At 65.6% G+C, this 20,435-nt stretch carries 21 protein-coding genes; 14 read left to right on the plus strand and 7 right to left on the minus strand.

All coding sequences use genetic code 11. The annotated features are described in order from the left end of the window. Positions 1-173 precede the first annotated feature (173 nt). The 3 genes from ACWEO2_RS12640 to ACWEO2_RS12650 form a co-directional block, all read right to left on the minus strand. On the minus strand, positions 174-899 hold the full coding sequence (locus ACWEO2_RS12640; protein WP_452405404.1) for a TMEM165/GDT1 family protein: 726 nt from the start codon (positions 897-899) through the stop codon (positions 174-176). A gap of 445 nt (positions 900-1,344) precedes the next feature. Beyond that, positions 1,345-3,297: a molecular chaperone HtpG gene (gene htpG / locus ACWEO2_RS12645; RefSeq protein WP_452405405.1), complete on the minus strand. Its 1,953-nt coding sequence runs from the start codon at positions 3,295-3,297 to the stop codon at positions 1,345-1,347. Beyond that, positions 3,294-4,970 carry a TM0106 family RecB-like putative nuclease gene (locus ACWEO2_RS12650; RefSeq protein WP_452405442.1) on the minus strand — a complete coding sequence of 559 codons (1,677 nt, stop codon included), beginning with the start codon at positions 4,968-4,970 and terminating at the stop codon, positions 3,294-3,296. Before ACWEO2_RS12650 ends, htpG begins: the two co-directional genes overlap by 4 nt. Positions 4,971-5,339: 369 nt before the next feature. Here ACWEO2_RS12650 and ACWEO2_RS12655 point away from each other — a divergent pair, with 369 nt between their 5' ends. From ACWEO2_RS12655 to rraA, 9 genes are all read left to right on the plus strand, one after another. Continuing rightward, the gene (locus ACWEO2_RS12655) at positions 5,340-5,990 is read left to right on the plus strand and encodes a DUF6474 family protein (RefSeq protein ID WP_452405406.1); all 651 of its coding nucleotides are present in this window, start codon (positions 5,340-5,342) and stop codon (positions 5,988-5,990) included. A gap of 7 nt (positions 5,991-5,997) precedes the next feature. Then, a complete protein-coding gene (locus tag ACWEO2_RS12660; protein WP_452405407.1) occupies positions 5,998-6,564 on the plus strand; it encodes a hypothetical protein in 567 nt (188 codons plus the stop codon). Between the two features lie 42 nt (positions 6,565-6,606). Then, the gene (locus ACWEO2_RS12665; RefSeq protein ID WP_452405408.1) at positions 6,607-7,266 is read left to right on the plus strand and encodes a YcnI family copper-binding membrane protein; all 660 of its coding nucleotides are present in this window, start codon (positions 6,607-6,609) and stop codon (positions 7,264-7,266) included. Next, positions 7,263-7,826, plus strand: coding sequence for a copper resistance CopC family protein (locus ACWEO2_RS12670; RefSeq protein WP_452405409.1), 564 nt, complete (start codon positions 7,263-7,265; stop codon positions 7,824-7,826). The genes ACWEO2_RS12665 and ACWEO2_RS12670 overlap by 4 nt, the downstream gene beginning before the upstream one ends. Before the next feature lie 13 nt (positions 7,827-7,839). Next, a complete protein-coding gene (locus ACWEO2_RS12675; protein ID WP_452405410.1) occupies positions 7,840-8,775 on the plus strand; it encodes a CopD family protein in 936 nt (311 codons plus the stop codon). A 57-nt stretch (positions 8,776-8,832) separates the two neighbouring features. Further along, positions 8,833-9,291: an SRPBCC family protein gene (locus tag ACWEO2_RS12680; protein WP_452405411.1), complete on the plus strand. Its 459-nt coding sequence runs from the start codon at positions 8,833-8,835 to the stop codon at positions 9,289-9,291. An 86-nt stretch (positions 9,292-9,377) separates the two neighbouring features. Then, positions 9,378-9,758: a DUF5313 family protein gene (locus tag ACWEO2_RS12685; protein WP_354958634.1), complete on the plus strand. Its 381-nt coding sequence runs from the start codon at positions 9,378-9,380 to the stop codon at positions 9,756-9,758. Positions 9,759-9,858: 100 nt separating this feature from the next. Further along, positions 9,859-10,248: a DUF5313 family protein gene (locus ACWEO2_RS12690; protein ID WP_355180341.1), complete on the plus strand. Its 390-nt coding sequence runs from the start codon at positions 9,859-9,861 to the stop codon at positions 10,246-10,248. Positions 10,249-10,351: 103 nt separating this feature from the next. Then, positions 10,352-10,840, plus strand: coding sequence for a ribonuclease E activity regulator RraA (rraA, locus tag ACWEO2_RS12695; protein ID WP_355180343.1), 489 nt, complete (start codon positions 10,352-10,354; stop codon positions 10,838-10,840). Between the two features lies 1 nt (position 10,841). Here rraA and ACWEO2_RS12700 read toward each other — a convergent pair whose 3' ends face one another. Continuing rightward, complete coding sequence (locus tag ACWEO2_RS12700) at positions 10,842-11,063, minus strand: RNA-binding S4 domain-containing protein (RefSeq protein WP_354958631.1); 222 nt, start codon at positions 11,061-11,063, stop codon at positions 10,842-10,844. 141 nt (positions 11,064-11,204) lie between these two features. Between ACWEO2_RS12700 and lysX the strand changes: the two genes are divergently transcribed. Next, entirely contained in the window at positions 11,205-14,528 is a 3,324-nt protein-coding gene (lysX, locus tag ACWEO2_RS12705) for a bifunctional lysylphosphatidylglycerol synthetase/lysine--tRNA ligase LysX (RefSeq protein WP_452405412.1), read from the plus strand. Between the two features lie 145 nt (positions 14,529-14,673). Continuing rightward, complete coding sequence (locus tag ACWEO2_RS12710; protein ID WP_452405413.1) at positions 14,674-14,901, plus strand: hypothetical protein; 228 nt, start codon at positions 14,674-14,676, stop codon at positions 14,899-14,901. Positions 14,902-14,968: 67 nt separating this feature from the next. On the opposite strand, the gene ACWEO2_RS12715 is transcribed toward ACWEO2_RS12710, so the two are convergent. Then, entirely contained in the window at positions 14,969-16,492 is a 1,524-nt protein-coding gene (locus ACWEO2_RS12715; RefSeq protein ID WP_452405414.1) for an MFS transporter, read from the minus strand. 108 nt (positions 16,493-16,600) lie between these two features. On the opposite strand from ACWEO2_RS12715, the gene ACWEO2_RS12720 reads away from it, so the two are divergent. Continuing rightward, positions 16,601-17,308, plus strand: coding sequence for a winged helix-turn-helix transcriptional regulator (locus tag ACWEO2_RS12720; protein ID WP_452405415.1), 708 nt, complete (start codon positions 16,601-16,603; stop codon positions 17,306-17,308). Positions 17,309-17,320: 12 nt separating this feature from the next. On the opposite strand, the gene ACWEO2_RS12725 is transcribed toward ACWEO2_RS12720, so the two are convergent. Next, positions 17,321-17,899: a Uma2 family endonuclease gene (locus ACWEO2_RS12725; RefSeq protein ID WP_452405416.1), complete on the minus strand. Its 579-nt coding sequence runs from the start codon at positions 17,897-17,899 to the stop codon at positions 17,321-17,323. Between the two features lie 78 nt (positions 17,900-17,977). On the opposite strand from ACWEO2_RS12725, the gene ACWEO2_RS12730 reads away from it, so the two are divergent. Both ACWEO2_RS12730 and ACWEO2_RS12735 read left to right on the plus strand, forming a co-directional pair. Beyond that, complete coding sequence (locus ACWEO2_RS12730; RefSeq protein WP_452405417.1) at positions 17,978-18,595, plus strand: histidine phosphatase family protein; 618 nt, start codon at positions 17,978-17,980, stop codon at positions 18,593-18,595. Between the two features lie 160 nt (positions 18,596-18,755). Further along, the gene (locus ACWEO2_RS12735) at positions 18,756-19,088 is read left to right on the plus strand and encodes a hypothetical protein (RefSeq protein WP_452405418.1); all 333 of its coding nucleotides are present in this window, start codon (positions 18,756-18,758) and stop codon (positions 19,086-19,088) included. An 89-nt stretch (positions 19,089-19,177) separates the two neighbouring features. Here the strand turns inward: ACWEO2_RS12735 and ACWEO2_RS12740 are convergent, their stop codons facing one another. Beyond that, positions 19,178-20,077, minus strand: coding sequence for a cutinase family protein (locus ACWEO2_RS12740; RefSeq protein ID WP_452405419.1), 900 nt, complete (start codon positions 20,075-20,077; stop codon positions 19,178-19,180). Positions 20,078-20,435: the final 358 nt, after the last annotated feature.

Below are 20,435 nucleotides of genomic sequence, written 5' to 3' on the forward strand. Positions count from 1 at the left end.
CTGCGATCGGGGACCGCAGGTCGGGGCCATCGCCCGACACCGACACCGCGACGTCGAGACCAGCAGCGGCAGCCGGACCGCAGTGCATCGGCACTTGCGACTCGACGGCTACCGGTGGAGCAAATACGGGTGCGGCACCGTGCGGCCGGGCGGCAGCAGACGGGGACGATCGGTCAGTGCATCTCCTCGGCGGGCTCGGCCGCTGGCCGGTCCGGAACAAGTTCGGTGCGGCGTGCAAGCCGTGCTCGGATCAGCAGGGCAGCACCTGCGGCGGCCGGGGCAAGGATGGCGAATGCGCCGCCGGTGAGCACGCCGATGCCGGGGATGGCCGCGGCGAGCAGGCTCGCGGTACCGAAGTAAAGGAACAGCAGGCCGGAGCCGATGCCGATGACATGTTCCGGAAGGTGTTTGCCGACCAGGATGCCGACGGCGATGGCAAGGGCGTCGGCGGCCACCATGCCGATGGTGGAGCCGATCCAGACACCGATCCAGCTGTTGTCGGTGGCCAGTGCGGCGGTGGCGAACATGGTTCGGTCGCCGAGTTCGGCGAGCAGGAATGCGGAGAGCACCACGAAGTACGGGGCGGTATTCGTGCGCGGCGGCTTCGGGTCGGCGTCGTGGGCGTCATCGCCGCCGAAATGCTCGCGCAGGGTCCACAGGCCGACGGCCAGGAAGGTGATGGCGGCCACCAGTGCGATGGCGCGGGTCGGCAATGCGGCACCGAGGAAATAGCCGACGCCGACGGAGATCAGATGCACCGTCGCGGTCGCGGTCGCGATGGCGCCGAGCACCACCCACCAGCGGTAGCGCAGCGCGAACGTCAACGCCATGAGCTGGGACTTATCACCCAACTCGGCGAGAAAGACTATTCCGACGCTCAGCAGGATCGTGGCGATCATGTGGTGTGTACTCCCGGGTCTCCGGCCTGTCGGCCAGGAGATCGGGTACGCCTCCGGCCGACAACGAAATGGTTGTCTCGGCCGAAGGTCTCGCCCACCGGATCTACGCCGGTTCACGCTGCCGGATCCACGCCCTCATGAGGTGACGGACCAGTATGTCGACAGCGCAATTGCGGGCTACTCCCCTTCGCTGGCACCGACTCTACCCCCGCGACCGCGCCCGCGGCAAACCGTTGTAATCGAAATCGCAATGCGCACAATAAGTTTGGCGCTCCAATGGTTGAGTTTCGGGTGCCCTTATAGATACGGCAGGAGGTGCTGATCCGAAAATCAGCTAGCCCTTGGCAATCGCATCGGCACTGCCACCCCAGCAGAAGCTGTCGCATAAGCAAATGGCCGCCTCACACAAGGTGTGAGGCGGCCAGTGCGGCAGCGATGAAACTACTCAGAGCGTGCGGGTGAGCCGCTCGGTGAGGATCTGTGCGAATCGGGCCGGATCCTTCAGCTCCCCGCCCTCGGCCAGAACCGCTGTGCCATAGAGCAATTCGGCGGTTTCGGTGAGCTCGGGGACCTTACCCGCGTCGGCGTCCTGCTTGCGCGTGTCGTAGGCGTCGCGCAGACCGGTGACCAGCGGATGAGTCGGGTTGAGCTCGAGGATCCGCTTGGTCTCGGGCACCAGCTGCCCGGACGCGCGGTACATGCGCTCCAGCATCGGGGTGAAGTCGAAGACATCACCGACGAGGCAGGCGGGCGAGGTGGTGAGCCGGTTGGTCAGGCGCACCTCCTTGACAGTGTCCAGCGTCTTGCCGAGCCAGGTGAGCACCTCGGCGAAGTCCTTGTCCTGCTGTTCGCGCAGCGACTCGGTGGCCTTCTTCTCCTCCTCGGTCTCCAGATCGACCTCGCCCTTGGCGATGGACTGGAACGGCTTGCCGTCGAATTCGGTCACCGAGCCGACCCACATCTCGTCGACCGGATCGGTCAGAATCAGCACCTCGCGGCCCTTGGCCTTGAAAGCCTCCATATGCGGGGAGCTTTCGATCTGCTGACGGGTCTCGCCGGTCATGTAGTAGATGGCGTCCTGGCCGTCCTTCATGCGCTCGACGTACTGCGCGAGCGTCGTCAACTCCTCGTCGGAATTGGTCGAGGCGAACGACGAAACCTGCAGCAGCGTCTCGCGATTGTCGAAGTCCGAGAGCAGCCCCTCCTTGAGGACGCGGCCGAACTCCTTCCAGAACGTCTGGTACTTCTCCTGATCCTCGGCACCCTGCAGATCCTTGACCGTGGACAGCACCTTCTTCACCAGACGCTTGCGGATCATCTGGATCTGCCGGTCCTGCTGCAGGATTTCCCGGGACACATTGAGCGACAGGTCCTGCGCATCCACTACACCCTTGACGAAGCGCAGATACTCCGGCATCAGCTCCTCGCAGTTGTCCATGATGAACACCCGCTTGACGTAGAGCTGCACACCGCGCTTGTGCTCGCGGGTGAACAGATCGAACGGTGCGTGTGACGGAATGAACAGCAGCGCCTGATATTCGAAGGTGCCCTCGGCCTTCATCGGGATGATCTCCAGCGGATCGTCCCAGCCGTGGCTGACGTGCTTGTAGAACTCCTTGTACTCCTCGTCGCTGACCTCGCTCTTGGGGCGGGTCCACAGCGCCTTCATGGAGTTGAGGGTCTGCTCCTCGAGAATCGTCTTCTCGGTCTTCTCCTCGCCCTCACCCTCGGTGACGGTCCGCTCCACCTGCATGCGGATCGGCCAGGCGATGAAGTCGGAGTACTTCTTGACGATTTCGCGGAGCTTCCACTCCAGCGTGTAGTCGAAGAGATGATCTTCCTCGTCGGCAGGCTTGAGGTGCAGCGATACCGAGGTGCCCGGTGGACCGTCATCGATGGTTTCGATGGTGTAGGTCGACTGGCCCTCGGACTCCCAGCGGGTGCCCTCGGTCTCGCCCGCCTTGCGGGTGGTCAAGGTGACCTTGTCGGCGACCATGAAGGTCGAGTAGAAGCCGATGCCGAACTGGCCGATCAGCTCCTCGGCGGCCGCCTCGGACTTGGCCTCGTTCAGCTTTTTGCGCAGCTCGGCGGTACCGGATTTGGCCAGTGTGCCGATGAGATCGACCACCTCGGCGCGGGACATGCCGATGCCGTTATCCCGGACCGTCAGGATCCGGTTGTCCTTGTCGACCTCCAGCTCGATGTGCAGATCGGAGGTGTCGACGTGCAGATCCTTATCGCGGAAGGACTCCAGCCGCAGCTTGTCCAGCGCGTCGGAGGAGTTCGAGATGAGCTCCCGCAGGAACGTGTCCTTATTGGAGTAGACCGAATGGATCATCAGCTCGAGCAGCTGATGGGTTTCTGCCTGAAACTCGAGTTGTTCGACGTGCTCAGTCACGTCGCGATAGTACGACTTTTGAAATCGGCCAGGCCAGGAACCTCGCGATCGGCGCTGTGCGGCCCCGGCTGGCGCGGCTTCATCCATTCGCGCAGCACCATGGTGGCGCGGACATCGTCCTCGTTGTATTCGAGCAGCCGGGTGCGCTGGCTCAGGTCGGGTTCGCCCTCGTAGCCGACGGCCAGCCGATACCAGCTCATCGACGCCTCGCCGCCCGCCTCGGGATCGCGCCAGGAGAATCCGGCCACCGGCGCGATCTTCTTGAGCCCCTTGCCATTCGGGCAGATGAACTGGTCGGTGACGGCCTGGAACATATCCACCCACTGCGGTCCATCGACGAACGCGCGCACCTGATCAACCGTCGGCACCCCCGGCCGACCAGCGAACCGGCGCGCCGATTCGTAGAGCCATTTGTCTTCGGCGGTGCGCGAATAGCAGTAGGCGGCAAAGGTTTTCCCGGCCGCAATGGCCTCGGCGCGCACGGTCATCAGCCAGGTCCAGAATTCGCCGAAGGACCGCCCCTCGTCCTCGGTCGGCAGCGGATCCCAGGTGACGAACGGGCGGTACACGCCGTCGAGCAGCGTGCCCCACAGGTAGGCGCCGTACTCCTGGAAGCTCTCCAGATCGACGTCCACCTCGACATCGGCTCGGCGCACCCAGACCCGCTCGGCCCGGCGCACCAGCGGCGCACCAGCGAGCCAGGCCCGCGCGGTGACGACCGCCTCGTCGAACGGGCCGTGCTGCCAGTCGTCCGGATCGTCACCGACCCAGGCGGCCAGATCGTCGATGGTTTCGACCCCGTGCCCGCGCAGCACATCGGCGCGCGAGCCGGGCGCGACCAGGCTGACGTCCCGATGTTCGGTCAGCCAGCCCTCGCAGCTGCGCCCAGCGACCTGCGCCTCATCAGCGGGCGCCCCGCGCGTCCACCACGGGCATTGGCGGCATTCGGGCACCTTGGAGGGAACGGTCGGCAATTCCCCGCGCACCACCGCGATGCGATCGGCGTAGCGCCGGTCGTAATCGTCGAGCAGCGCGCCGAGATCATGCACCAGGATGCGGTCGAAGTGGTAGCCGATCACGCCGCCGACCAGTGCCGGACTGGCCAGACCGTGCCGCTGCAGCATGCGGTACAGATGCACGAGGCGCTGTTGGTCGCGGGGCTGCTGGCGCAGTTTGCGACTGGGATCGGGTTGCGGATCCCAGTGATACGGATCCGAGGTGGTCGGGTGGAAGTCGGCCGGTTCGGGCTGACGCGGGTCGGTCACCTTGTGGTTGACCACGATCACCGGGATATAGCCGCCGCGATCGAGATCGCGCAGCAGGATCTCCGAACCGCCTCGACGCCCGGTATCCGGTTCCTGCGGCAACAATCCGCCCCAGATGTGTTGTGCGCCTTCGGCACACGCGCGCATGGTGGCCGCGGCCCGCTCGCCCGCGCGCAGTGTCGGATCGATCACCACCCAGTTGTCCGGATCGGCGGCGATCAGCGCCTCGCGGACCCGCGTGCGGTGCGCCATCGCGGCCTCGCGGCGCTGGCGGACCCCGGGATCCTCGCTCACCTCGGTCAGCAGTTCGGGGTGGGCCGCGTTCAAATGCAGTCGGTGACGGCAGCCGATCAATGCCCTGGCATCGACAAATGCGGTCGGCACCGCGGGTGTCGGCACCGCACTCACCTCGGCCTGCCGCTCGTCGGCTCCGCCTTCGTGATTGCGACCGTCGCGGTCACCGATGCCCGAATACACATACGCAGTATGGTCCAGACCCCTGACAACTCCGCGAGCCGCATGACATGACGGTGCGCAGACGGCTTCTCTGGTAGACAAGCATCGACCGACAAACGATTCGACGCCGACTCGAGCACGCTCGGAGCCAGTCCTACGAGCGAGGAGTTCGCGGCCCGTCTCGGGTCCGAGTCGTCGAAGCGCATGCGACCGAGTCGCGAGTCTCGACGGCTCGGACCCGAAACATATGGGGGCCGCGAACACGCCGTGCCGTAGGCCCGGCAAAATGACACAGTGAACCAGCATGACGGAGGGCCTTCGATGGGTTTGTTCACGAAGCGCAAGCGGCGGCCGAGCCGCAGGGCAGAGGCGAAAGCCCTCAAGCACAAGGCCGCCATGGAGGCAAGACTCGGCGCCAGGAACGACCGCAAGGCCCGGCGCGCGGAGGCGCGCACCCAAAGCAAGGTCGCCAAGGCCCAGATCGCCACCCTGCAGGCGGAGGAGAAGGCCGCACTCAAGGTGGCGGCCAAGGCCGAACGGGATCCGTTCAGTGCGAGCCAGGTCCGCAAATACCTCGGTGTCGCCCGGGTGCTCGTGCCCGTACTCGCGCCGCTGGCCTACCGCGCCGCGACCTTCATCCGCGGCCAGATCGATACCCGGCGGGCGCATCAGCTCGGCATCGGCGTCGAACAGCTCGGTGATTTCAGCGGCCACGGCGGTCGCCTGCAGGCCAGGATCACCAATACCGAAGCCGCCCTTGACAAGATCGGCGCACAGCCCGGCGACAAGGCGAACAAGGGCGAGACCCAGAAGTTCGTCGCGGCCACCCAGGACCGGCTCGGCAATCTGACCGCCGCGATTCAAACCGCCGAGCAGATGCCCGCGCCGCGCCGCCGCGCCGTGCACGCGTCGATCTCGAACGAGCTGTCCGGTATCGAGGCCGACGTGCTGGCGCGCCTCGGCGTCAGCTGAGCCAGCGATGCGTCCCGGTCCGTCCACCGGCAGCCTGCGCGGCTGCCTGGTCGGCGGCACGGTCGGGGCGCTCGCCATCGCGGCACACGGTGTCGCGGGCGGCGGATTTCCGGATTCGGCCGAGGCGGCACTGCTGCTGGTTGTTTCGGCGCTGACGGGTTGGGCCGCGGCCTACGGTGCGAGGTCATTGCGGCGCGACAGCGGTGCAGCTGCGGCCCCTGGCGCGGTACTCGGTCCGCTCGTGCTCGGCCAGCTCGCCGGACATGCGGTGTTATCCGGACTGATCGACCACTCCCATACCCACGATCCGAGCTCGACAGATCTCGCTCGGTCCTCTCTGCCCACCGGCTGGATGCTGGTGGCGCACCTGATCGCGACACTCGGCTGTGTCGCGCTGATCCTGTTGGCCGAGCGCCTCTATGCCTTGGCATCCAGCGTCATTCGGGCGGTGTCGACCGCCGGGTCACCGCCCGAGATCACCGGCCCGATCCGCTGGCCGAATCCCGGTCTCGGGCACTACCGCTTTCCACCGAAGGGCGCGTTCGGTCCGCGCGCGCCACCGGTGTCGGCCTGACCCGCCACACCCAAACCCCTTCGGACAGAAAGCACTTCACCCATGCGCACGCAGATCTCGCGCGCCTGCACGGCCGCAACCGCAGCCGGCCTGGTTCTCCTCGCTGGCGGTACCGCCTCCGCACACGTCACCGCCGACGCACCGGGCGCCACCCAGGGCCAGTATTCGGTGGTCACCTTCAAGGTCCCGACCGAATCGGAGACCGCGAACACCACCGCGCTGACCGTCACCCTGCCCAACCTCAAGAGCGCACGCACCGAACCCATCCCCGGCTGGACTTCCAAGGTCGGCCGCAATGACAAGGCCGAGGCCACCTCGGTCACCTGGACCGCCGATCCCGGCGCCCCCGGCGTCGGCCCCGGTCAGTTCCAGCGCTTCGTACTCTCGGTCGGCCCACTGCCGTCCCAGGACACGCTCAGCTTCCCGGCCACCCAGACCTACAGCGACGGCAAGGTCGTGAAATGGGATCAGCCGATGGGTGCCGACGGCTCCGAACCCGAGCACCCGGCGCCGACGCTCACCCTCGCCGCAGCCAAGGGCGGCGAGGGCCATGATGGCCACCACGTCGACAGCGAAGCCGCCACCGAGAAGTCGAACGACACCGACAACACCGCGCGCTGGCTGGGCGGCATCGGCCTCGCCCTCGGCCTGCTCGGCGTCGCGCTCGGTCTCGGCAATGTGATTCGCGGACGCCGGGCATGAGCGGCATCGCGACCAAGGCCACGCGCCGTCTGATCGCCGGATTCGTCGCCGGTCTGCTCCTCGTGGGCGCCGGCGCGCTCGCCGCCGGAACGGCCGCGGCACATTCGGCCCCGGTCAGCAGCATGCCCGCCGATGGGGCGAGTGTCGAAACCGGTCCGGAGCGGGTGAGCATCACGTTCAACGAACCGCTGCAGACGAGCTTTCCGGCACTGACCGTGGTCGGCCCGGACGGCAACCTGTGGTCCAAGGGCGACCCGACGGTGGATGGCCCCACCGTCAGCGTCGCGGTCGGCGAACTCGGCCCGACCGGCGTCTACAAGATCGGGTACCGGGTCACCTCGGCCGACGGACATCCGGTCAAGGGCGAGCTGACCTTCACCCTCACCAAGGCGGGCAGTGGCACGCCCGGACCGAAGGCCAATAGCCAGAACGGTTCCGGCGATAAGGGCGACTCCGACGGAATTCCGTTGTGGGTCTTCATTGTCGGCGCCGTCATCCTGTTCGGCGGTGGTCTCGCGTTCGCCCTGTTCGGCGGTAGGGGCCGGAAACCGCAGCGGTGAGAAGAGCAGACGGGTGAACAAGGCACAGGGCACGACCGGCGGGCACGCGCAAGCGTTACTGCTGGTCGTCCCGGCCGGGATACTCGGGGTGGCACTCGCCCTGATCCTGGCCACCCCGGCTCCCGCCCAAAGCGCGAGCATCGTCCGGGTGCTCGCGGATTGTGCCGGTGCGACCGTGCTCGGGCTGGCCGCGCTACCCAGGCTGCACGATCGGCTGCGGCCGCCGTGGCGAATGCTCGCGATACTGGCCGGGATCTGGTGCGTCACCGAATTCGCGGTGCTGGTCTTCGAGGCGGCCGCGGTCGTCGGCGTGCCGGTCGGCAAGCTCACCGCCGCCCAGTTCGGCAACTTCCTGGTCGAGATCAGCGGCGGTCAGGTCGGCATCGCGGTGCTGATCGGCAGCGGTGCGGTCGCCTGCTACGCGGCGCTGGCGTTCCGACGACCCGAGACCGCATCGGCCGATCTGGTGCTGGTGTTCGCCGCGGTGGCGCTGGCGCTGCGGCCGATCACCGGACATATGTCGCAGCAACCCTTCGGTTCGGTGCTCGCCGCGGTGCATGCGCTGGCTGCGGCGGCCTGGTTCGGGCTGCTGGTCGCGCTCACGCTGGTGGTGCGTACCCGCGGTGAATGGGCAGTGACGCTGCCCCGGTATTCGGCGGTGGCATTGCCGCTGGTCGGCATCGTCGCGGTGACCGGCATTGTGAACGGACTGGTGCGCGTCGGCGGGATCACCCCGTTCGTGACGACCGGCTATGGCCGCATTCTGCTCGCGAAAACCCTTGTGCTGGTCGGTTTGCTGGTGCTGGGCTGGTGGTGGCGGCGCACCTGGGTGCCGCTCGCGACCAACCACCGGATGCTGGCCGAATCCTCGCTGCGGCGGGCGGTCATCGAGGTTGTGGTTATGTCGGTGGCATTCGGTCTGGCGGCGACGCTGGCGGTCACCGCCTGACGCTTGCAAATGCAAGCACGTGCGGCCGCACAGATAGCAACCCGTTACAGTTGGGCCATGACCGAAGTGAAGATCGTCGAGGACTGTGTGGCGTCGGCCGAAACCGCATTCGCGTATGTCAACGACTACCGGAATCTGTCGCGTTTCATCACCGAGGTCCACGACTTCACCCCGCGCACCGAGCAGGTGGAGGGTGTCGGCGCGACCTTCGACGGCGTCATCAAACTCGGTCCCGCCTCGCTGCATTCGCGGCTCGAGGTGGTGCGCTGGGAGGAGAATTTCGCGATCGCGGTGAAGTCGATCAAGGGCTTCGAGATCGAGTCGACCTTCCTGTTCCACGACAAGGGCCCCGATCTGTGCACCGTCGACGCGATCGTCGACTATCGGGTGCCCGGCGGTATCGCCGGAAAGGTGCTCGGCAAGACCATCGAGCCGTTCGTGAAGATCGCGGTCAAGCACTCCACGCACAACCTGACCACCCAGATCGCCGAATTCCACACCAGCAGGCAAGGCTGACCGACCGCTGCAGGCATTTGCCGGGGGTCCAGACGGCGGGTGGGCGAACTTGTCCGGGTGCACCCGGGCGGAGGATGCTTAGCACCATGGCGGAACGCACGACACCGACGCTGCCGCAGCGCATCGGCTATATCTGCGGGCGCACGCTGCCGGAGTCGATGTCGGCGTGGGTGCTCGAGGATCTGACCGGACCAGGCGCGGCGCGGCGTTATCTGATGCGGTTCCTCATTCCGATGATTCCGGTACTGAGCCTATTTCTGCTGGTACCAGGGCCGCTGTGGATGGGCTTCGCGATGATGGCGCTGCTGTACCTGCCGCTGATCTATTTCACCGCGGCATTGATGTACGTCTATCGCAGGTCGCGTCTGGTCAAGCATGGCCTCGATCCGGCGCTGGCCGATTTCGCCTCGCGCAAGCGCGCGGAATCCGAGCGTCTGGCCTACGAACGCCGTCACGGTCGCGCCTGATTTCGCCCTTGCCGGATATTCGCCGAACCCGGTGGTCACTTTTCGCTGACCTACCATCAATCTGTAGCGGTGGCGTATATCACAGGCATAGCCTTGGCATATGAACCGCCCCACATCTGGGCATATGAAACGCCCCACATTAGGCCAACGGATCGCCTACGATCTCGGCCGCGAGCTCCCCGAGGAGCTGCACGAGTGGGTCATCCACGACCTCGTCGGGCACGGGGCCATGGAGCGCTATCTCGTCCGCTTCCTCGTACCGTTCATCCCGTTCTTCGCGCTGTGGTTGCTGTTCCCCGGCCCGATGGGGTTGAAGATCGGCATGATCATCATGATGATCGTGCCGCTGGTCGTGTTCACGGTGTCGCTGAGTTACGTCTGGCGTCGGTTCCGGCTGGCCCAACACGGCATCGATCAGGAGTGGATCAACCACAACAAGATGCGCGAAACCGAGCGGATCAAGTACCAGATGCATTACGGGCACCGCTAGCGGACTGCTTGCGGGACGCTCGAAAAGGTCAGCCAGCAGCCGCCCGGACAGACCGAATGGTCCGTTCGGAGTCGACTGCGGCCCGAACTCTAAGCTGACACCCGTGACCGAATCGCAGAACATCGTTGCCACCGCGGATCTCGCCGACGAGATCGGCCCAGAAATCCGCAGCTGCGACACGCAGTTCATCCAGTTCGGCGGGCGCGCGGCGTTCTCCGGGCGCATCACCACCATCAGCTGCTTCCAGGACAACCTGCTGGTCAAGCAAACGTTGAGTGAACCAGGCAATGGCGGCGTGCTCGTGGTGGACGGCGGCGCGAGCGTGCACACCGCACTGGTCGGCGACATCATCGCGGGACGCGGGGTCGCCAACGGCTGGTCCGGTGTCATCGTCAACGGCGCGGTGCGGGATTCAGCGGTTCTGCGCACGCTCGATATCGGCATCAAGGCACTGGGCACCAACCCGCGCAAGAGCACCCAGATCGGCTCCGGCGACCGCGATATTCCGATCGAATTCGGCAGCGTCACTTTCATCCCCGGGGATATGCTCTATAGCGACCACGACGGCATCGTGGTCCGCGCCGAGGGTTGACCTAGATCGCCGCGACCCTGGCCTTGTGACCGGCGATGGCCACAATGTCGCCGACATGCAGCTGCCGTCCGCGACGTAGTTCCACCTCCTCGTTCACCCGGACCAGCCCCGCGGCTATCACGGTCTTGGCCTCCGATCCGGAATCGATCAGATTGGCCAGCTTGAGGAACTGGCCGAGTCGAATGACGTCGTCATCGATCGGCACATCGACTGCTTCGGACATGGAATACATCCTTACTCCGTGCGGGTGTCCAGCGAAACGCCAACCCCCGCCCCGACAAAGGACACGCATGAATGAAACGCCGATAACCGACATGCCCGGGTCTTCGAGCACCACTACTGCGGCACCGTACACACTGGTCCTGTGACAATCACGCACGCCGGGCAACGCATCGACACCGAACCGCCCTCGGGCAGACCGGCACCACCGGTTCCGCATCGCGGACATGGACGGCTGCGCGAGGTCCCGCATATCGCGGGTCTGATGCTCGGTGTGTTCGCCGTGCTCTGCTTCCTGTGGAGCCTCTCGCCCGGACTGCGCTATCTGACGCATGTGCCGCGTCGCTATATCGACCTGTACTACTTCGACGCACCGGACACCAGCCTGGTGTGGGCGCTGGTGGTCGGCCTACTCGCCGGGGCGACGGCCAGCCGCAAGCGGATCGCCTGGTGGTTGCTGCTCGGCTATATCGCGCTCTACGCCCTGGCGAACGTGTTGGAGTTCGCCGACGAGGGCAATACGAACTCGCTGGTGGCCGCGGTGGTGCAGATCGCCGTGATCGGCGTGCTGCTCGCGTCCTGGCGCGAGTTCTATACCAAGGTGCGCCGCGGTGCGGGCTGGAAGGCGCTCGGCGTACTGGCCGGTGGCCTCGCGATCGGCTGTCTGCTCGGCTGGGGTCTGGTCGAACTGTTCCCCGGCTCGCTGCCGCAGGGCGTGCAGCGGCCGCTGTGGTCGGTCTATCGGGTGACCGCCGCGGTGCTGGTGGACAACGAACACTTCGACGGCCACCCGCGTCCGTTCGTCAACTTCCTGCTCGGCCTCTTCGGCGCCATCGCGCTGTTGGCCGCGGTGGTCATCCTGCTGCGCTCGCAACGGGCGGGCAATGCGATGACCGGCACCGACGAATCGGCGATCCGCGGGCTGCTGGAGCGCTCCGATGTCGAGGATTCGCTGGGCTACTTCGCGACTCGGCGCGATAAGGCGGTGGTGTTCGCACCCAGCGGCAAGGCGGCGCTCACCTACCGTGTCGAACTCGGAGTCTGCCTTGCCAGCGGTGATCCGATCGGCATCCGCGAGGCTTGGCCGCAGGCGATCGACGCCTGGCTGCAGCTGGCCGACCAGTTCGGCTGGGCGCCCGCGGTGATGGGCGCGAGCGAACTCGGTGCGACGGCGTACCGGCGCGCCGGACTCTCGGCGCTGCGCCTCGGTGATGAGGCCATTCTCGACACCAGAACCTTCTCGATGGCCGGTCCGGAGATGAAGCAGGTCCGTCAGGCCGGGAACCGATTGCGCAAGCACGGGATCACCGTTCGGATCCGCCGCCATCGCGATATCCCGGCCGAGGAATTCCGGCAGGTGATCGCGCGCGCGGATGCATGGCGCGATACCGAAACCGAGCGCGGCTTCTCAATGGCGTTGGGGCGGCTGGGCGATCCGCTGGACGGCGACTGCCTATTGGTGGAGGCGGTCAACCCTCAGGGGCGCGTCCTCGGCATGTTGTCGCTGGTCCCGTGGGGTCGCACGGGTGCATCACTCGAGCTGATGCGCCGCGATCCGCACGGCCCCAATGGCGTGATGGAGCTGATGATCTCCCAGCTCGCGCTGACCTCCGAACAGCATGGCATCACCAAGGTCTCGCTGAACTTCGCCGTGTTCCGCTCGGTCTTCGAGGAGGGCGGACGCATCGGCGCGGGTCCGGTGCTGCGCCTGTGGCGCGGTGTGCTGCTGTTCTTTTCGCGCTGGTGGCAGCTGGAGGCGCTGTATCGGTCGAATGTGAAGTACCAGCCGCACTGGGTGCCCCGGTTCTTCCTGTTCGAGGAGCGCAGGCAACTACCCCGGGTCGCCATGGCCAGTGCGCTCGCCGAGGGCTTCCTGCCGCGTTTCGGCAAGGAACCCGAAACCATCACCCATACCGGTCTGCACAGCGCGGTGCCCGTGGGCGTTATCGGACTACACGCCGATGGCAGTCCGCCGGATCTGCCGGACACCGTTGGTGTGGAACAGCTGCCACGCCGGCCGGAGCAGGTGCGGGTGCGCATGGACAAGCTGGACCGGCTCGCGGCCGCGGGTGTCGACGCCTATCCGGTGGCCTATCCCCCGACGCATGCCGTTGCGGCGGCTCGCCGTTCACCGCGCGGCACCACGGTCCGGGTCTGCGGTCGGCTCCTGCGCATCCGCGACTACGGCGGCGTGATCTTCGCGGTACTGCGGGACTGGACCGACGATATCCAGCTGGTCATCGATCGCGATCGGGTCGGTGCCGAGCGCAGCGCCGAATTCGGCGAATTCTTCGATCTCGGTGACCTCATCGAGGTCAGCGGCCAGATCGGCCACAGTCGCCGCGGCGAACTCTCGCTGCTCGCCGCGGACTGGCGGATGATCGGCAAATGCCTGCACCCACTGCCGGACAAGTGGAAGGGCCTATCCGATCCCGAGGCCAGGGTGCGCCAGCGCTACGTCGATATGGCGATCAATCCCGAGGTCCGCGAAGTGCTGACCAAACGCACCGCCGTGGTGCGCTCGCTGCGAGATTCGTTGAATGCCTGGGGATATCTCGAGGTGGAGACCCCGATCCTGCAGAAGGTGCACGGCGGCGCCAACGCGACCCCGTTCCAGACCCATATCAACGCCTACGATCTGGATCTGTATCTGCGCATCGCACCCGAGCTGTACCTCAAGCGACTGTGTGTCGGCGGCATGGAGAAGGTGTTCGAGATCGGCCGCAACTTCCGCAACGAGGGTGTGGACTTCAGCCACAATCCGGAGTTCACCAGCCTCGAGGCCTATGAGGCGCATGCCGATTACGAGCGCATGATGCACCTGGCCCGCGAGCTCATTCAGAACGCCGCGCTGGCGGCCAATGGTGCGATGGTGGCACTGCGCCCCAATTCGGACGGATCCTTCGAGCACGTGGACATCTCCGGTGAGTGGCCGGTGAAGACCGTGCACGGCGCGGTATCCGAGGTGCTCGGCACCGATATCACGGCGCAGACCAAGCTCGAGGAGTTGCGCGAACTCTGCGATAAGGCACATGTGTCCTATCAGCACGGCTGGGACGCCGGACAGGTCGTGCTGGAAATGTACGAGCATCTGGTCGAATCCCAAACGCAGGAGCCGACTTTCTACATCGACTTCCCCACCTCGGTCTCCCCGCTGACCCGTGCGCACCGCAGCATCGCGGGCGTGACCGAGCGCTGGGATCTGGTTGCCTGGGGCGTCGAATTGGGTACGGCCTACAGCGAACTCACCGATCCGATCGAACAGCGGCGCAGGCTCACCGAACAATCGATGCTGGCGGCCAATGGCGATCCGGAGGCGATGGAGCTCGACGAGGACTTCCTGCAGGCGCTCGAACATGCGATGCCACCGACCGGCGGACTGGGCATGGGCGTGGACCGCATCGTCATGCTGATCACCGGCCGCAGCATTCGCGAGACGCTGCCGTTCCCATTGGTTAAGCCGCGCTGAGGATTTCATCGGTGCGTATCGCCGGCTCCGAGGATCTCACTATGAAAGATTGCAGCATGGAAAAGTTTCCTTTGCCGTAATCGCCAGCTAACCTTGGTGATTCGGCCCCGGGAGGAGGCCGATACCTTCAACCATGGGGATGGATATGTACGTTGACCTGCTGACCAATACCGCTCTGCTGGACCCGCAGGTGTGGGCGAGCGCGGACACCTGGACCAACTCGGACACCATGGCCTCGGCGGTCGAGTTCGCCGCCAAGAAAAAGAAGAAGAGCAGCAGCGCGCTGATCATCGGCGGCATCTGCTGCCTGGTCGTCATCGGCCTGATCGTCGGCGGCATCTACCTGCTGACCCAGCGCAAGAAGCAGCAGTAGGCGAAACCATACGAAACGGCCCGGCTCGCATTCGCGAACCGGGCCGTTTCGGTAGCTGCGGCCGACGCTAGATGGCGGTGCGTTCGGACGCGACCTCGGCCTCGAGCAGCATTTCTTCGTCGAGGTCGTCCTGCGGCCCGTGCGGCTGCGCCGGTACCGACTTCAGCACGACCACCGCCGCCACCAACGCGGCCACCACCAGTGCCGCGCCGATCCAGAACGCCAGGTGGAATCCGCTGGTGAGCGCCTCATTCGGTACCACACCGTCCGTCAGCAGATGCTCGGTCCTGCTCGCCGACAGCGTGGCGAGCACCGCCAGGCCGAGCGCACCACCGACCTGCATGGTGGTATTGGCCAGACCCGAGGCCAGACCGGCCTCCTGCGGCTCGACACCCGACATCGCCAGGTTCATCAGCGACGGGAACGCCAGACCGGCCCCGGTGCCGAACAGCACCATCGGTCCGAAGATGTTGAGCCAGTAGTTGCCATCCACCGGCGCCTGGGTCAGCCAGAGCAGCGCGATGAGAATCAGCGTCAGACCCGGAATCAGCACCTTGCGGCCACCGAAGCGCATCACCAGATGTTCGGAGTAGCGCACCGAGAGCAGTCCCATGATCGCCGCGACCGGGAAGAAGGCCGTACCGAGCTGGATCGGCGAGTAGCCGAGGACCTGCTTCAAGTACAGCGAGCCCATGAAGAACATGCCGAACATGCCCGCAACGGTCAGCACCTGGATCACGTTGGCGCCGGACAGATTCCGCGAGCGGAAGATCTTCAGCGGCATCAGCGGGGTGGTCGCCGTCGCCTCCCTGGCGATGAATCCGGCCAGCAGTGCCAGCGCGGCCGCACCGAGTCCCAGCGTGACCGGATCGGTCCAGCCGAATTCGGCCGCCGGCTTGACGATCGTGTAGACACCGAGCATCAGCGCCGCCGTGATCAGCACCGCGCCGGGCACATCCGCGCCGTTCTTCAGTCCGGCGCCCTTGTCCTTGTCCAGGATCTTCAGCGCACCGAGGCCGACCGTAATGCCGATCGGCACATTGACCAGGAAGATCAGCCGCCAGTCCAGCGCGGTGAGGAAACCGCCGAGCAGCAGACCGATGGCACCACCGGCCGAGGCGACGAATGCGTAGCGGCCGATCGCCTTGGCCTGCTCCCGCGGATCCGGAAACATCGCGAAGATCATGCCGAGGATGACCGCCGAGGTCATGGCGCCGCCGATGCCCTGCAGGAATCGGGCCGCGATGAGGGTCACCTCGTTCACGGCCGCACCGCACAGCGCCGAGGCCAGGGTGAACACGACCAGGCCGGACAGGAACATGGTGCGGCGGCCGATGAGGTCACCGAGACGACCGGCCAGCATGAGCAGGCCGCCGAAGGAGATCAGATATCCGTTCACCACCCAGGCCAGACCCGAGGCGGTGAAGCCGAGATCGGTCTGGATATCCGCGAGCGCGACATTCACGATCGTCGCGTCGAGCACGATCATCAACATGCCGCCACACAGCACGTAGAGGGCGAGCCAGCGCTTGCTGTCCGGACCGGAGTCGGCGTCCCCCGCCTGTCTATGTCGTTCTTTTGCTTCCGTCACCACATACGCCTTCCAGCCGAAGATCGTTACCGTGGCACGCTATCAGCGGCTAGTCCTAAAAGACAACTAATTAATTCAGTTGAAGTATCAGCTGATATCATGTAGTTCATGACTGTTACCCCGGAGCATCGCGCGAAGCGCAGCTACCACGACGCCTGCGGTGCCGCCCGCGCGCTCGACCTGGTCGGCGAGCGATGGACGCTACTGGTGGTGCGCGAACTACTCCTGGGCCCCAAGCGCTTCACCGATCTGCGCGCCGGACTGCCCGGCATCAGCCCAAATGTGCTCTCGCAGCGGCTCGAAGAACTGGTCCAGATCGGCGTCGTGCACAAGCGCAAGCTGCCACCACCGGTCAGCGCCGCCGTCTACGACCTCACCGATTGGGGTCGCGAACTCGATGAGGTGATCGTCGCGCTCAATCGCTGGGGCGCCCGCACCCCCAACATCTACAACTGCTCCGATATGTCGACCGATTCACTGGTGGTCACCCTGCGGACCTTCTTCCAACCCGAGCAGGCCGCAGGTGTACACGCCGACTACGACCTGTACTTCACCGGATCCGATTCCGGCACCGATGAATTCCACGCCGTGATCTCCGACGGTGCGTTCACCATCGGCCGCGGCGCCACCGGCACCGGTGCCACCGCTATCCACACCACCGTCCCGGCCTTCATCGCCATCACCTTCCACGGCCGACAGCTGGCCGACAGCTTGGCCTCCGGCGAAACCAAGATCACCGGGTCTCCCACGACCATCGAACAATTCCTCAGCTTCTTCGAGCTGCCCCCTGAGTGCACGGCGAGTCCCCGGAAGTAATCAGCGGCGAATCTACAACCGGTCGATATCGGTCAGATCGATGTCGATGTCGAATGGAACGCTCAACTTCAGCTGGTCGTGATGAATGCCGGTGAGCGCGTAAGTCTTTGTGGCGGGATCGAGTTCGTAGACATAGACCACCGGACGCTTGTCTACATTCTCGACACGCCAAAAATGTGTGATGCCCGCCTGGGCGTACAGCTGAGGCTTGCGTTCCCGATCGCGGGTGCGCGATTCAGGGGAGACAACCTCCACGACGACGACAACATCATCGGCCTGATACGTCGTGAGTTCGAAGTCCCCATCGCGGTCGGCATGAACCACGACGATGTCAGGCTCCACACGTTGGTCACGCCCCAACGTCACCATCATCTCCCGCCGGACCCGCAAGTCAGTGGGCACTAGACGATGCAAGGCGATATCAAGCAAGGTAATGACGACCACGTGAAACTTCGCCTGCGGGCTCACGAAGACAAGACTCCCGTCGATCAACTCGGTATGCGGGGGCAGGTCGGGCAGGCGGTCCAGATCCTCGGCGACAAAACCGCCCGGCGGCGGGCGCAGCCACTGCGGAAACGGTTCGACGGTCATGACTTCGAGTATGGCACCCATACGTCGCTGATTCCCCCTAGTGCGAATGAGCGCTCATCATACGGCAGAGTGGGCGGGGTGCAGTTGATTCTGGTTCGTCATGCTCAGCCGGTGCGGTTGTCGAATGCGGTCGGGCCCGCTGATCCTGGGTTGGCGCCGGTGGGTGTCGAGCAGGCCGAGCGGGTGCCCGCGGCGCTGGGTCAGCATCGGATCAGCCGGATCGTGAGCAGTCCGCAGCGGCGGGCGCGCGAGACGGCGGAGCCGACGGCGGCCAAGCTCGGGCTCGCGGTGGACGTGCTCGACGACTTGGCGGAATACGATCGGGACCTGCCCGCCTACATTCCGATCGAGGACGCCAAGGTCGAATTCCAGGCAGTCTACGAACGGATCAAATCCGGGCATCTGCCCGAGCAGATCGACGGACCGGCGTTCATCACCCGGGTGCGCGAAGCGGTCACCTCGATCGCCGCGCATACCGATCCCGCCGATACGGTGGCCGTCTTTGCACACGGCGGGGTGATCAACGTGATCTTGCAGGATGTGCTCGGCCTGGCACGGCCGCTGACCTTCCCGATCGACTACTGCTCGATCACCCGAATCCTGTTCTCCCGCAGCGGCCGCCGCACCGCGGCCACCATCAATGAAAACGGTCACGTCTGGGATCTGTTGCCGCGCAACCTTTCACAGCAATCCTGACGGTGTCTCACAGACTCGGGTGTTCACAGCCGACTGCCAGGCACATCGCATCCGAATCCCAGTCATGCGGCCTTGTATGGGACCGGTGAGCCGACGTAGCGACCACTGCCGGGTCGCTCGGAACAGCCAGCGACTCACAGTCCGAGGAAAGGAATCCGTTTTGCTTCCCAAGACATCGACCTCCTTCAGGCGTGGCTTCGCTCGCGTTGCGATCGCAGGCGCGCTGGCCGCGATTCCGCTCAGCGCGCTCGTGGTCACCGCATCCGCGGCCACGGCCGATTCGTCCGTGCCAGCGGTTCAGGACGTATCGGATCAGATTCCGTTGCAGGGCACCGATATCGACGGTCCGGATCGAGGTGACTGGGACGGACCGCGCGGCGATTGGGACGGCCGTGCTCACCACCACCATCACCGTGGCCCCGACGATCAGCACGATGGCCCGTGGCAGCCCTGGCAGCCGCCCGCCCTGCCACCGACCGGCTCGGCTGGCTGACCAGTCGCAGGTCGTCCGACAAAAGCGCAGGCCACCCCCTCCATTCGGAAGGGGTGGCCCACGTTTTTGTCCGGGAACTATCGCCTAAATCAGGCCATGCCCGCAATCCAGTTGTGCATCCAGGAGATTGCGGTCTGCCCGCCGCCCACCGGGTAGCTGCCGTAGAGCGTATGCGCCTGCGACTTGTAGAACCGCTCCAGATCCTTGGCCCGCTGCTGGTTCGCGGAATCGGTCAGCTGCGACTGCAGCGCCGGGACGCCACCGCTCGACATCAGGTCGTTCATGATGGCGCCCGCCTCGAGCTGGTAGCGCCAGATGTTCGACGGGTTCGCCTCCGAGGACTGCGCGAGGAATCCGGCGAACCGGGTCACGAAATCGTCGGTGGCGGTGGCGCAGTAGAGATCGTCGACCGCGCAGATGGTGCGGGTGCGATCGCTGAGCCAGCCGAAGCCGCCGACCCGAGGGCCACCGGCTCCCGCGCCCTGCGCGATCGGACCGACCTGAATGTCGGTGGGCGAACGGCGCGGATCGGAGATCAGGCCGACGCCCGCGATCCGGTCCGCCGGAATGGGACTCAGGCCGGTGCCGATCTCGGCCGCGAGATCACCTGCGGCATCGGCACCCTGGCTGTAGCCGACCAGCGCGATCTTGGTGCCGCCGCAGCGCTGCGCCATCCCGGTCGCCAGATCGCGGGCCCGGTCGGTCGCTTCCTTCTTCGACGCGCCGTAAACATCGCCCTCCCAGGGGAATGCGGTCGCGGCGTAGGTCACGTAGTCGACATCCACCGACCCGGGCAGACCGTTGGTGACGCCAGCCAACATGCCGGGCTGCGGCGTCTTATCCTTTCCGGTCTCCCAGGTGCCGGGAACCGCCACCACATAGAGGCTCGGGCAGCCCGGATCGGCCGTTACCGAACCGCTACCAAGGACCAGGCCGGATGCAACGGCCGCGCACGCACCGAGTGCCGCGGCAACTTTCTTCAACTGCATATTGCTCCAGTTCAAAAGCATTGCCCCGCATGGAGCAAGCCCCGACAATTGTTCGCCAACGTGCTGACCTCGGCAGATGTCGGTCCAGTGCACGTCGGGTGAACGCGATTCACCGACTGATATGACGTGCACGGTGCGACCACATCCCAAGATCACGCACCACGCCGAAGATCACAATAAGGCAACATCCCACTGCACGCCATTCGAACCCGCCGCCGTGTCCGATTCCCGTCACCGGCAACAAGACTCGGCGCATGCGAAAGGGCGCCTGTGGACTCGAGTCCACAGGCGCCCGTGTCCCCGCCGGGGTGTGGGGGTTTATCGCGGGGGGGCCCCCCGCGGGGGAGGAAGGGATAGG

It is taken from the genome of Nocardia sp. NPDC004278 (assembly GCF_053602975.1).